The following is a 12,593-nucleotide window of genomic DNA, read 5'->3' as shown; positions in this document are numbered from 1 at the left end:
TATAATATTTTTCTAAATAGGCTGAAAAAACTCACTTATATCCACATCAAGAACATTCGCCCATTTCATAATTGTAGAAAGATTAGGATAATTCAGATTATGTCTGAGTCTGTACAAGGTATCATTTGCCCGTGAATCCAGATCTTTTTTTCTGATTTTCGGAAGATTCTCCTTTTCTCTTTCTCTGTTTCTTTCCTGAAGAATTCTTTCGACATTTGCTATAAGTCTGAAATTTGTATTCCTTTCCACCAAAACCACCCTTTCCGAATTGACTTTTAGTTTCATTATTAATATTATACACTTTTAGTGTAAAAAGTCAATTATAAATTAAAACTAATAAATATCAGTATACTTACCTATTACGTAACCAATTATTTTACTAGTATCCGGTATTTCGGCATTTTTGACAAGAAAATAATATTTCCCGCTGTTTTCAGTCAGCTTATCAAGATATATCCCGTTTTCTTCTGGATAAAGAATATATTTTCCCAGACATTCCTCTGTAAAACCAGAATTTTCTCTTAATTTCAAAATCAAATAATCGTCTTTCAAAAATTTATTTTCCAAAAAATCTTTTTCAAGCTTTATTGCCAGCACTCCTTTTATATTGGAGTAAATAACAGGTATATGCATATAGCTTTCTGTTTTTTCCCTGTAATTCAGGACATTTTCCGTTTCAAGAACAGGAATACTCTCAATTGCACTGACATTCATTTTCAGTACTTTAAATAACTCAGGATATTTTTCAGACAAATATAACTCTATAAACTCTACTTTATCATGAAAATCCAGCTCCAAAGCTTCTGTAAACTTAACGATATCATTAAGCTTTATTTCTCTTCTCCCTTTATGAATCTCATTAACATAAGAAACAGATTTATCCAGATATTTTGCTATCTGTGAAAATCTCTGTCCCCTTTCCTCAATATGTCTCTTTAACAAATCTAAAAACATTTCATCCCCCTGTAATATTTTTTGTATATCATAGCATATTTTTAAAAAAAATACAAAAAAACATAATGTTTCTATTAAGTTAATTAATATATTTATTCGATAACTATCTATTACTCTGCATTCGATTAATTACAAATCTATTATTTTATCAGTATATTAAGTTTTTAGATTATTCCAGATATCTTATAATCTGTCTTACACGCCCCGTACACTGGATTTTTTCAATATTTTCACCTGTAATAACTATGGGATTAAGCTTATTATTAATACATCTGAGAATAACTACCTCTTTAAAGTACTCTACTCTTCTCAGAAATAATTCATTATTATGCTTCAAAACACAGATTTTGTTATTCATAAGATATAATTCACCGCAGCTTTCAGGATCCATAAGAAGCATATCCTTATTTATAAACTCGGGTTCCAGTTCATTTCCGTATATCTTTATAAAAAAGCTGTTTTCAGAAACAGAATCTGTTTCCGGAATACTTATATATTCCTCTTTTTCCAGTTCATTCAAAAGTCCCAGTCCTGATTCCACAATAGCCTTCAATGGAAATTTTAATATTCCTGAGCCTTTTGGAGTGTTTTTTGAATTTTTTTCTTTTAATTTCAAATATTCTTTTTGAAAATTTTCGGGAAGACGTCTAAATTCTTCATAATTCTCTATATTTTCTTTATCTTCCTCCATTACATCAAAAATCATATAAAACTTTTCCAGAAAATTTTTGGAAGGTCTTTTGGTATTATTCAGTACACTGCTGATATACTGCGGCGTAATCCCCAGTAATCCTGCCAGATCCGTCATACTCATTCTGCCCTTTAGATACTTTTCCAGTATTTCTCCTGTATTTAACATTCCAAACACCCGCTCTTTCAAAAGAATTTTATATATCCCTTTATATATTACTGTTTTTCATAAGGCTGTCCCGAAGAAGCCGGTGCCTTTGCCTTCCCTACAAAGCCTACCAAGGCAAGCAGTGTCAGTACATACGGAATCATCGCCAAAAACTGCTGCGGAAAGTTCGGATAATGGATCTTTAACTGGACCTCCAGTACACTTCCAAAGGCAAATAAGAAACTCGCAAGCATTGCTCCCCAAGGCTTCCACTTTCCGAATATCATCGCTGCCATTGCCATAAATCCTCTTCCCGCCGACATGTTATTGCTGAATGAAGGCAGCATTACCGTCGTCATATATGCTCCTCCCAGTCCTGCATACAGTCCTGACATTACTACTCCTATATATCTTATCAAATATACATTTATTCCCACTGTATCCGCTGCCAGCGGATGCTCTCCCACTGCTCTCATTCTCAGTCCCAATACTGTTCCGTACATTATATAATTCGATATTATTGCCAAACCGTATATCAGTATCAGTACAAACATCAGACTTGCCTGTCTCGGTGCTGCAGGTGTCGAACCCGCTACCTTAAACAATACCTTTATCAGATAGGAGGTCAGTGCAACTGCAAGAAGGTTTATCGCAACTCCGCTTACTATCTGGTTTCCTCGTAAGTTTATACTTATAAACGCATGGACCAGAGATATTATTCCCCCTGCCAGTACTCCTGCTATTAATCCCATATAAGGATTACCTGTATAATATGATACTGTCGCTCCTGCAAATGCTCCGCATAACATCATTCCCTCTAAACCAAGGTTCGTTACTCCTGTTATTTCCGTAAAACATGCTCCTACTGCTGTTATTAATATCGGAGGGGCCAACATCAAGATTTGTCCTAATATTTCCATCATTGTTTTTTACCTCCTCTTTTTGATAACATATATCTGAATAGATTTTCTCCTGCCACAAATATTATTATTAATGCCTGGATTATATATACCACTTCTTTCGGTATCCTCATACTCTGAAGACTCTGCCCGCCTATTTCCAGCGAGGCATAAAAGATCGCCGCTATAAATACTCCTATTGGATTACTTTTCCCCAATAAGGATACTGCTACTCCCGTAAAGCCAAGCTCTCCCATTATCAGCTCCGTATAAGCATACTGTGCAGAACCTCCGAGAACTCTTTCCGCTCCTCCTATTCCTGCCAGTATTCCCGCAAGTCCCATTGCAAATATTATATTCTTCTTTATCTTTATTCCCGCATTCTCTGCAGAACCTGCATTCAGACCTACTGCCTTCATCTCATAGCCCTGTTTTGTCTTACCGAAGAAATACCATACCAGTATTACCGCTGCTATTGCCAGTATAAATCCTAAATTCAGCTTCTGTTTTGTTGACGGTGCAAGCAAAAACAATCTTGCCGGTTCCAGTACCTTCATTGTCTGGACATTCTGGGATGCCGGATCTTTCAACGGATAGTTCAGAAGATAATTCTGCAGATTGATTGCTATATAGTTTAACATTATTGTACTTATTACCTCATGAACTCCAAACTTTGCTTTCAGATAACCTGATATCGAAGCCCATAAAAAACCTGCTATTCCTGCTGCTATTATTGCTGTTACAAAGTTACCCAGAAAAGCATTCTTCACATATATCCCTACTACTGCTGCTGCTACTCCGCCCATTATCATCTGTCCCTGGGCTCCTATATTAAATAATCCCGCCTTAAAAGCTATCATTACTGATAATCCCACAAATATCATCGGTGTTGCCGTCAGCAGTGTCTTTGCCAGTCCGCTCATAAACGGTGCCTTCGGATTTGCCTGATAAAATGCCGACTTAAATAACTGACCATATGCCTCAAATGCATTTACACCATTCAGCTGGATTATTATTCCCCCTATTATTAAGGCTGTCAATACCGCCAGTAACGGAGTTAAAATTTCCACATACTTTTTATTCATCAATTTTACCTCCTGCCATTAATATTCCCAGTTTCTCTGTCGTTGCCTCTTCTCTTTTCAGTACTCCCACTATTTTTCCTTCATACATTACCGCTATCTTGTCACTTAAGCTCATTACCTCGGATAACTCTGCCGATACTACCAGTATTGCCTTCTTGTTCTTTTTTTCACTCAGGATTGTATTATGGATCATCTCTATTGCTCCTATATCAACTCCTCTTGTCGGCTGTGACGCTATTATGAATCTATTTTCCTTCTCCAGCTCTCTTGCTACTACCACCTTCTGCTGGTTTCCTCCTGACAGTCCTCCGAACTTTACCTTTGAATCAGGGGTTCTTATATCATATTTCTTTATATATTCATTTGTTTTCTCTGTTATTTTTCCAAAATCCAGTATTGATCCCCGGCAGTAATTATTTTCCACTCCGAGTATCATATTTTCCTCTATTGTAAAATCATCTATTGCTGCTCTCTTATGTCTGTCTTCCGGTATATGGGAAAGTCCGCTTTCTCTTCTGTCTCTCGGTGATGAATGTGTCAGATTCTGCTCTCCTATTCTAAAGCTTCCCTTCTCCACCTTTCTCAGTCCTGCCAACGCTTCTATCAGCTCTGTCTGACCGTTCCCTTCCACTCCTGCTATTCCCAGTACTTCTCCTTCATGGATTATCAGGTCTACTCCCTTTACCGCCTCAAGACCGTTATCTCCGTTTACTCTCATATTCAGTACTTCTACTAAGTCTTTTCCAAGCTCTACATCTGGTCTGTTTACTTCAAACAATACCTTTCTTCCTACCATCATATTGGCTATTATCTCTTTTGTTGCCTCGCTTGTCTTTATACTTCCCGCGTTCTTTCCTTTTCTTATTACTGTTATATTATCTGAAACATCAAGTACTTCCTGTAATTTATGTGTTATGAATATTATTGTTTTCCCCTCTTTTACCAGATTCCTCATTATCTGATACAGTTCCTTTACCTCCTGCGGTGTCAGCACTGCACTCGGCTCGTCAAATATCAGAAGCTCCGCTCCCTTGAAAAGTATTTTCAGTATCTCTATTCTCTGCTGTATACCTACCGAAAGGTCTTCTACTTTTGAATCAGGATTTATATTAAGTCCGTATTTCTCTGCTACATCTATTACATCCTGTCTTGCCTTCTTCTTATCAAATTTCCCCATTATACTCGGCTCAAAACCAAGAACCATATTTTCTGCCACAGTAAGAGTATCTACCAGCATAAAGTGCTGATAAACCATTCCTATTCCTGTCTTGGCTGCTACTGACGGTGAATCTATATTTATTTCCTTTCCCTTATAGAGTATCTTCCCGCTTGTAGGCTCATACAGTCCATTCAGCATTTTCATCAGTGTGGATTTCCCTGCTCCGTTTTCACCGACTATTGCATGGATTTCTCCCTTTTTTACCTTTAAGGTAATATCTTCATTCGCTATTACCTTCCCGCCTAAAAATTCCTTACGTATATTTTCCATCTCCAGGATATATCCTGCTTTCTCTTTTTCTGTTTCACCATTTGTTTCATTTGCAATATTCATAGTCATCCCAGAATCCTTTCCAGTGTCATGCCCTGAATCGGGCAGGACATTAATAAAAAAAGTCATTTATATTGTATTTCATATCATAATTTCTCAATTTTTTTACATCTGTCTTTATAAGCTTAATATCTATTTGATAATCAGGAAAATAATACAGCGGCTGCTTCCCGTTCATAAAAATAACAGTATTTTCCTCATTATATGTATAGCCGTGATACAGCCTGTTATCAAGCAGAAGTATTCTTCTTTTCAGCTTTATCTGCTTTTGTGCAAGTTCTTCTATTACACGTGAATCAAAATTAGTAATATAAAGTGTCAGCGAAATATCAGGGAATAAAGCCTGATCTTCGATTTTTGTGGATAATGCTATATCTTTCTCAAATTTATACATTACTTCATCCGAGAAATCTTTCAGATCGATATCCTTATAGTCCTCTTTATAAAAATACTCTACAGGAGTCACTTTGTATCTGTCTACCAGTCTTTTTCTGCTTTCGTTTAATTCCTCGATAAGATTTTCCTTATCCAGCTCTGTATAAACGTTTGACTCTATATAGCCTTTTTTCTCAAGTATTCTATAAAGCACATAAATTTGTCTGTTCAGCTTTTCCTGATCAGTATCCATATATTCTTTTACTTTTATCTCTCTGGAAAGATTTTTTAAAAGCTCTGTCTGCTCATAAGTCAGTGAAGAAGCCGGTTCTTTTATTACTGCCTCACTTTTCAGCGTATTTCCGCTTTCTATTTCTATAAAATCACTAAACATCTCTTTAGTTAAAAGAACTGAATACTTTTTATTATTTTTCTTGGTATAATCCAAAAATTCCGAAAAATCTCTCAGAAAATCCATTTTTTTATAAAGATCATTAGGATAATCCAGTTCAAAAAGATACAGCGTATATTCTCCCGGCAGGACTTTTTCCTGTACTTCTTTACCGTCAATATATAATGTAACATTTTCAAATATAGGTTTTTCTTCTTCTTTTAATTTTATTTCAGATTTTATCCTGTCAAAGAGACCGGCATGAGCACCTATTGACAATAAGACAAAAACCAGCATGTAGATTGCTTTTTTCATTTTTCCTCCGTTTTTTTTAACTCTCTTTTATTTTTATTGCGATGTCCTCGGGGACTATTTTCCTTAATTCTTCAATACTAGCTTCTTTTATATTTTTCATTGTGCCGAATTTATTTATCAGTTCTTTTTTACGTTTCGGTCCTATACCGTATATGTCATCAAGAAAACTTTTTACATTTCTTTTGCTTCGTAATTTTCTGTGATAAGTAATACCGAATCTGTGCGCTTCATCTCTTATTCTCTGGAGTATTTTCAAGGCCTCGTCGCTTTTGCTGAATATATAGGGTTCTCTTTCCCTGCTTTTGAAAATTTCTTCTTCTCTTTTGGCTATACTTATTATATCTACCAAATGGCTTTTATCTATAGAATCTATTACCTCTGTTGCCACACCAAGCTGCCCTTTTCCTCCATCTATCAATATAAGTTCGGGAAATTCCTCATCCGGAATCTTTGAATATCTTCTTGTGAGAGCCTCTCTCATCATATGGAAGTCATCCGGAGTATCCTTTGTCTGTATCTTAAAATGTCTGTATTTTGACGGATCTGGATTACCGTCTATTGCCACTGTCATAGCCGCTACGGCATCTTTCCCCTGAATATTGGATATATCAAAGCAGTCAATCCTTCTTGGAAGCTTTCTTAGATTAAGCTCTATTTTCAGCTTAGCAAGCCCTTCTTCAAGTATTTTTTTCTGTTTAAAATATTTTTCCACTTCTTCATTCAGGTTCAGATATCCCATTTCCAGCAGCTGCTTTCTTCTGCTGTCTATCGACGGAAAATACAGTTTTACATCTTTGTTTTTTTCGGCCTTTACCCAGCCTTTTATCAAGTCTCCGTCTTCTTCATATTTTTTATCCAGAATTATATTCTTGGGGATATTTCTTTTTTCATAATATGCCGTAAAAATTCTGTGGAATAAGTCATCCTCCTGAACATTTTCCAAGGATACATAAATATGATTTTTATTGATAATCTTACCTTCCCTGATATCCAGAACACATATAAAGGATTTTTCTCCTATCTGGTCAATAACAAATACATCCTCGTCTATCTCCTTGCTGTATTCTATTACCTGATTCTGAAGCAGCTTTTTCAGTGAAACTATCTTTTCTCTTTCTCTTATCGCCCTCTCAAATTCCATGTTTTCACTGAATTCTTTCATTCTGGCTTCTAGACTGCCAAGAATTTTATTCTGATGTCCCTTTAAAAAATTTCTGAAATTATTTACATTTTCATTGTATTCCGTTACAGAATCCTTATATACACACGGTCCTGTACAAAGATTCATATAATATTTCAGACACGGTCTGTCATACTGCTTTTCCATATTCCTGTTACAGTCCCTTATCGGAAATATCTTCAAAAGTGACTTTACAGCAAAATATATTCCCATTGGATAAGGACCGAAGTACTCTGCTTCTTTACTGTCTAATTTTTTGGTACTTCTTACTATTTCTATCTTTGGGAATGCTTCCTTGCTTATTTTTATATAAGGATAAGTTTTCTCATCCTTCAGCATTATATTATATTTCGGCTTATGCTTCTTTATAAGATTATTTTCCAGAATAAGTGCCTCTACTTCATTCTGGCATATAAAAAATTCTATGCTTCTTATATTTTTTACAAGTTCGAGTGTTTTTACAGTATGTGAACTGATATTTTTAAAATATGACGAAACCCTGTTTCTTAGATTTTTGGCTTTCCCTACATATATTACCCTACCTTTTTCATTTTTCATAATATATGTGCCGGGATTCAGAGGTATCTCATTCAGCTTTACAGGAGGCTCTATATTATTCATACGATCTCCTTTTCTCCCACTTCTCTGTGATAATATGTTATTTTATAATCAAATTCTTCGCTTAATTCTTTATGAAGCTTATTCACATAAGAAACTGATCTGTGCTGTCCTCCGGAACACCCTATTCCTATACGAAGGTGGGCTTTTCCCTCTTCTTCGTATTCAGGTATCAGATAAACCAGCATATCAAAAAGCATTTTATAAAATTTTTTGCTTTCCTCAGATTCTACTACATAATTATAAACATCTATATGATTGCCTGTTTTATTTTTCAGATCCTCTATGTAATAAGGATTCGGCAGAAACCTCAGATCAAACATAAGATCCAGATCTAAAGGAATCCCGTATTTAAAACCAAAAGACGTAAGATTTATGTTCAGCTTTGAAATATCCCTTGTATATTCCCTTTCCAGTATCTCATACAGCTCCTTTGTGGAAATCGTGCTTGTATCTATTACTATATTGGCTTTTGGCTTTAATTTTTCTATAAGATGTCTCTCTTTTTTTATATTACTCAAAAGAGTATCATAAACCTTCAAAGGATGCTTCCTTCTGCTCAGCTCATATCTGTTTAAGAGAATATCGTTTTTGGCATCAAGGTAGATTACGCTGTATTTTATCTTTTCATCATCCAGAATATCCAGCTGCTCCTCGAATTTACTTATTATCTCCATATCTCTTATATCTATACTCACAGCTATTTTATCCCGTTTTCCCTTTGCAAGAAATATTTGTCCTATATATTGAAATAACTGTATAGGAAAATTATCTATACAGAAATATTCTCTGTCTTCAAAAAATTTCAGCGTTACGGATTTACCGGCACCGCTCATTCCAGTTATAATTATTAATTCTCTCATTTAGTGCCTCTCTTTATGTTTTTCTTATATTTTAACAAATATTATATACTCACTCAAGTTTTTTTATAAAACATTGCATTTTCTAAGACATTTTAAAGATTCAGGTGCTATAATTAGCTTGTAAATTTAGTAAGTTGAGGTGAATTGATGAAAAAAGTTTTAAATTTTTTATTTTTAGCTCTTTTTCTTATATTTGGATACGGACTGTATCTATATATACAACCAGAGGTAGGAATTCCGAACTTTCTTATTCAAATGTCGGTAAATAAGAAATTTCCTATTGAAAAAAGTTATGCTGTGGGCAAAATAAAGTTAAGTCACCCAAAGACTACATTAATAGGTGACACGTTGATTATAGAAGCAAAATATAAAAACCAGGCTGTCGGAGACAGCATCAGCGGTACCATGACATTCCAGACACATGTAAAATATGATTCGGTTGATTCTAAGCTCTATCTTGATAAGTTTGAACTGGTAAGCGTTACCAAGGACGGCAAAGATATTGACATGCAGAAGCACCCTATTATAAGAACAGCATTAGGTGCTTCGTTCAAAGGGCTGGAAAAAGAGCCTATTCTTGATCTGAATGATTTTTCCTTTGTGGAAGATATCAAAATTTCAGACGGGAAATTTATAGTTTACAAATAAATATAAAAATCCATATTTCGAAATAGTCGCCTATTCCTTAGTATGGATTTTTATTTTGCAATTGTCTTTTTATTTTTTGTGTGTTATTATTGCCTTAGAAAATCTATGATATTGTTAAGCCCCCGATACCAAAAATGAAAGGAGCGAAAAATCTGTGACAAAAGAAAAAATAATTTATCTCCGTCTTTTGAAAAACGGACTTTTAAGACCTTTTGATTCTGTTCAGTCCTGTATTCATAATCTTATCGGGATACAGTCACAGCATCAGCAGTTCGGTGAAATTTCCATTTTCAACAGAACGAAACCGGCTCTTGACCCTGCTGACCTTATCGATCTCTATTCCTCACATAAAATAGTAAAAACATGGGGTCAGAGGACTACTGTACATATGTACGGCATTGAAGACTGGGAAAATATATCCGATGTTTTTTTCGGCAGCATTCCCGTAGTAAATAAATGCAGAAACGAAAACCCCGAAGAATTTGACCGTCTTCTTGCTCTTCTGGACAAAGAGGGACAAAAGAAAAAAATTCTTTCCAAAAAAGATATTTTAGAAATTACAGAAAAAAACAGCGGCGGTTTTTCTTTCGATACTAACGGACTGATGTATTCTCTCATTTTACAGTCAACTTTATCAAGAATCTTATTTGGTCTTCCCGAAATGCCCCATACAAAAAGCTTTGTCCACTATACCAATCTAAATAAGAAAAAATGGAACTTCACCAGTGATAGACATGCAGAAACCCTGAAAAATATCATGCTGCGTTATTTCACATATTATTCTCCAGCTACTCTTGCAGATTTTTGCCACTGGAGCGGATTAAAAAAATCTTTTGTTGAGGGAAAATTTAATGAAATAAAGAATTCCCTTGAAGAATTTTCATTTGATAACAAAAAATACTATCTTCCAAAAAATGATGAAGATTTGCTTGCCCTAAAAAATGACAACAGATTCAATGACAATAAGGAAGCTCTTCTTCTTGGAAAATTTGATCCTTTGTTTGTATGTTATAAACACAAGGACTGGATTGCATCACCTGCACAGGAAAAAGAAGTATGGCGTACCTCTGCTATAATAGAAGCAGTTTTTCTTCTCGGAAACAGGCTTTCAGGAACATGGCGTTATGAAACGAAAGGAAAAAATATAAATTTTAACTTTTTTATGTTTGAAAAAGTTAATGCTTCAGAAAAGAAAAAACTGATAAAAAAAGCTGAAAATCTTGCATTATTTCAGAAAAAGAAAATAAATGAAGTCAATTTTAACAGTTATTAAAACAGAACCATGAGAAATTACACAGTTTTTGTGTTTATTTCTCCGGTTCTGCTTTTTTTATATTATATTTTATTTTTTGTAAATTCCTTCCAAAACACTTTTGTCCAACACATGCCCGTCCATTTTTTCATAAAGCTCATTCAGATAATAACCGTTTTTCAAATCAAGCTTTTTATCCAGTGCATAGATAGTAAATCTGTATTTATGATCTTTGTCCGGCGGCATAGGCCCGCCGTAAAACGATGCCTCTTCAGAAGTAAAACCTCCTATAGAACTGTTCCAGCTGTTTAATCCCTGTATAAGAGCGGGATTGCTTCTGCTTTCGTTTTCATTTAGCTTTCTCTTTTCCGGCTCTATATCAGCCACACTCCAGTGTATCCACGTAAATCCCGTTACCGGTATAGCGTCATGATCTTCCATTATTATAACAAAGCTTTTTGTTCCTTTAGGCGGATTTGACCATTCCAGAGGAAGTGACCTGCTTCCCACGCCTTTTATAGTATCCGCACCCTTTCCACCATATTTTTCTTCTATAATATTATTTACTATACCTTCACTTTTTAAAATAAAATTTCCTTTTCCAAAAATAACAGCTGAAAATATCAGGCATATCAAAATCACACTTTTTTTCATATGTACCATTCTCCTTTAATGATTTTTATTCCTGCGCAGTAATTAAATATACCACATCAAAATCCTAAAGTGAATAACACACTTTTTTGTTAGTTATATAAGATACTCCCTTCCATACTCCTGCATAAGCTTCAAAACAGGCAGCAGAGCCTCTCCCTTTTCAGTCAGATAATATTCTGTTTTTTTGGGATATACATCATATTCCAGCTTTCCGATAAATCCATCCTTCAGCAGAGAATTCAAATGCTGTATAAGCATTTTTTCATTACACCCTTTTATATCATTTTTAAAATCTTTTACTCTTTGTTTTCCCATTCTTAAACGCCATAATAATATGGCAGTCCATTTTTTTGATATTACTTTTTGTGTAAGCTCCAGAGGACATGTGTATATTATATCCATAAGACACCATCCTTTCCGGTTATTTCTGTTTTTTTATTTATACCATATTTTCAGAGCCTCATACTCAATTCCCGGAGTTTCTTCCAGAAATACTTTCGGAGGTACAAAATTTCTCTTTTCAAAAATTGATAATTCAATTTTCCCTATCTTGGGTTTATATGCAATACCTGTTTTAAAACCCCTGTTTAAAATCTTTTCATAAACTTTTTTCAAAAATTGCGTTTCTTTACTAACTGTTACCCTGTTAATTAACGAAACTATTTTATTATATCTGATATTACTTTCAAGCAGATAATCAAAGCCGTTCCAAAAGTAAAACAAAAGCATTGCAGTTCCTAAATCACAGTCAGGATTATTAATAACAGCATTCTCTATGCAAAAATTCCCGGATTTATAATAATATATTTTATGATAATTCATATTATACGCAAGAGTATGCAAAACATAGGTATCCCTGATGCCGCTTATCTTTCCGGTTATATCCTCACAGCTTTCAGAATGCAGAATAAACTTAAATAACTCTTTTAATTCTTCATTTGACATTTTCTGCCTCTTTCCGATTTCTGTTTT

At 34.6% G+C, this 12,593-nt stretch carries 14 protein-coding genes; 2 read left to right on the top strand and 12 right to left on the bottom strand.

Annotated features, from left to right (window positions below):
• Positions 1-12: 12 nt before the first annotated feature.
• The 9 genes from STERM_RS05690 to rapZ all read right to left on the bottom strand — a co-directional run bounded on the left by STERM_RS05690 (position 13) and on the right by rapZ (position 9,067).
• Positions 13-249 carry a hypothetical protein gene (locus tag STERM_RS05690; RefSeq protein WP_012860616.1) on the bottom strand — a complete coding sequence of 79 codons (237 nt, stop codon included), beginning with the start codon at positions 247-249 and terminating at the stop codon, positions 13-15.
• Between the two features lie 84 nt (positions 250-333).
• Complete coding sequence (locus STERM_RS05685; protein ID WP_012860615.1) at positions 334-954, bottom strand: helix-turn-helix domain-containing protein; 621 nt, start codon at positions 952-954, stop codon at positions 334-336.
• A gap of 169 nt (positions 955-1,123) precedes the next feature.
• Positions 1,124-1,813, bottom strand: a complete 690-nt coding sequence (locus tag STERM_RS21120; protein WP_012860614.1) for a LexA family transcriptional regulator — start codon at positions 1,811-1,813, stop codon at positions 1,124-1,126.
• A gap of 47 nt (positions 1,814-1,860) precedes the next feature.
• The gene (locus tag STERM_RS05675) at positions 1,861-2,715 is read right to left on the bottom strand and encodes an ABC transporter permease (protein WP_012860613.1); all 855 of its coding nucleotides are present in this window, start codon (positions 2,713-2,715) and stop codon (positions 1,861-1,863) included.
• Positions 2,712-3,776, bottom strand: coding sequence for an ABC transporter permease (locus STERM_RS05670; protein WP_012860612.1), 1,065 nt, complete (start codon positions 3,774-3,776; stop codon positions 2,712-2,714). Before STERM_RS05670 ends, STERM_RS05675 begins: the two co-directional genes overlap by 4 nt.
• The gene (locus STERM_RS05665) at positions 3,769-5,334 is read right to left on the bottom strand and encodes an ABC transporter ATP-binding protein (RefSeq protein ID WP_012860611.1); all 1,566 of its coding nucleotides are present in this window, start codon (positions 5,332-5,334) and stop codon (positions 3,769-3,771) included. The genes STERM_RS05670 and STERM_RS05665 overlap by 8 nt, the downstream gene beginning before the upstream one ends.
• 43 nt (positions 5,335-5,377) lie before the next feature.
• Entirely contained in the window at positions 5,378-6,406 is a 1,029-nt protein-coding gene (locus STERM_RS05660; protein WP_012860610.1) for a hypothetical protein, read from the bottom strand.
• Between the two features lie 16 nt (positions 6,407-6,422).
• Positions 6,423-8,207, bottom strand: coding sequence for an excinuclease ABC subunit UvrC (uvrC, locus tag STERM_RS05655; RefSeq protein WP_012860609.1), 1,785 nt, complete (start codon positions 8,205-8,207; stop codon positions 6,423-6,425).
• Entirely contained in the window at positions 8,204-9,067 is an 864-nt protein-coding gene (gene rapZ / locus STERM_RS05650; protein ID WP_012860608.1) for an RNase adapter RapZ, read from the bottom strand. Before rapZ ends, uvrC begins: the two co-directional genes overlap by 4 nt.
• A gap of 147 nt (positions 9,068-9,214) precedes the next feature.
• Here rapZ and STERM_RS05645 point away from each other — a divergent pair, with 147 nt between their 5' ends.
• Positions 9,215-9,715: a DUF1439 domain-containing protein gene (locus STERM_RS05645; protein ID WP_012860607.1), complete on the top strand. Its 501-nt coding sequence runs from the start codon at positions 9,215-9,217 to the stop codon at positions 9,713-9,715.
• Between the two features lie 154 nt (positions 9,716-9,869).
• Positions 9,870-10,988 carry a DNA glycosylase AlkZ-like family protein gene (locus STERM_RS05640; protein WP_012860606.1) on the top strand — a complete coding sequence of 373 codons (1,119 nt, stop codon included), beginning with the start codon at positions 9,870-9,872 and terminating at the stop codon, positions 10,986-10,988.
• A 69-nt stretch (positions 10,989-11,057) separates the two neighbouring features.
• On the opposite strand, the gene STERM_RS05635 is transcribed toward STERM_RS05640, so the two are convergent.
• The 3 genes from STERM_RS05635 to STERM_RS05625 form a co-directional block, all read right to left on the bottom strand.
• Positions 11,058-11,621, bottom strand: coding sequence for a YbhB/YbcL family Raf kinase inhibitor-like protein (locus tag STERM_RS05635; RefSeq protein ID WP_012860605.1), 564 nt, complete (start codon positions 11,619-11,621; stop codon positions 11,058-11,060).
• A gap of 93 nt (positions 11,622-11,714) precedes the next feature.
• On the bottom strand, positions 11,715-12,023 hold the full coding sequence (locus tag STERM_RS05630) for a winged helix-turn-helix transcriptional regulator (protein ID WP_012860604.1): 309 nt from the start codon (positions 12,021-12,023) through the stop codon (positions 11,715-11,717).
• A gap of 33 nt (positions 12,024-12,056) precedes the next feature.
• Positions 12,057-12,566, bottom strand: a complete 510-nt coding sequence (locus STERM_RS05625) for a DUF4274 domain-containing protein (RefSeq protein ID WP_012860603.1) — start codon at positions 12,564-12,566, stop codon at positions 12,057-12,059.
• Positions 12,567-12,593: the final 27 nt, after the last annotated feature.

The organism is Sebaldella termitidis ATCC 33386 (genome assembly GCF_000024405.1).
Classification (GTDB): Bacteria; Fusobacteriota; Fusobacteriia; order Fusobacteriales; family Leptotrichiaceae; genus Sebaldella; species Sebaldella termitidis.
This window is presented reverse-complemented; position numbering and strand designations above follow the sequence as displayed.

What these genes read in the sequence shown, in the direction of transcription:
- STERM_RS05645 (WP_012860607.1), top strand. Translation starts at nt 9,215, where the DNA reads ATGAAAAAAGTTTTAAATTTTTTATTTTTAGCTCTTTTTCTTATATTT.
- STERM_RS05630 (WP_012860604.1), bottom strand. Translation starts at nt 12,023, where the DNA reads ATGGATATAATATACACATGTCCTCTGGAGCTTACACAAAAAGTAATA.
- STERM_RS05675 (WP_012860613.1), bottom strand. Translation starts at nt 2,715, where the DNA reads ATGATGGAAATATTAGGACAAATCTTGATGTTGGCCCCTCCGATATTA.
- rapZ (WP_012860608.1), bottom strand. Translation starts at nt 9,067, where the DNA reads ATGAGAGAATTAATAATTATAACTGGAATGAGCGGTGCCGGTAAATCC.
- STERM_RS05665 (WP_012860611.1), bottom strand. Translation starts at nt 5,334, where the DNA reads ATGACTATGAATATTGCAAATGAAACAAATGGTGAAACAGAAAAAGAG.
- STERM_RS05685 (WP_012860615.1), bottom strand. Translation starts at nt 954, where the DNA reads ATGTTTTTAGATTTGTTAAAGAGACATATTGAGGAAAGGGGACAGAGA.
- uvrC (WP_012860609.1), bottom strand. Translation starts at nt 8,207, where the DNA reads ATGAATAATATAGAGCCTCCTGTAAAGCTGAATGAGATACCTCTGAAT.
- STERM_RS05625 (WP_012860603.1), bottom strand. Translation starts at nt 12,566, where the DNA reads ATGTCAAATGAAGAATTAAAAGAGTTATTTAAGTTTATTCTGCATTCT.
- STERM_RS05670 (WP_012860612.1), bottom strand. Translation starts at nt 3,776, where the DNA reads ATGAATAAAAAGTATGTGGAAATTTTAACTCCGTTACTGGCGGTATTG.
- STERM_RS05660 (WP_012860610.1), bottom strand. Translation starts at nt 6,406, where the DNA reads ATGAAAAAAGCAATCTACATGCTGGTTTTTGTCTTATTGTCAATAGGT.
- STERM_RS21120 (WP_012860614.1), bottom strand. Translation starts at nt 1,813, where the DNA reads ATGTTAAATACAGGAGAAATACTGGAAAAGTATCTAAAGGGCAGAATG.
- STERM_RS05635 (WP_012860605.1), bottom strand. Translation starts at nt 11,621, where the DNA reads ATGAAAAAAAGTGTGATTTTGATATGCCTGATATTTTCAGCTGTTATT.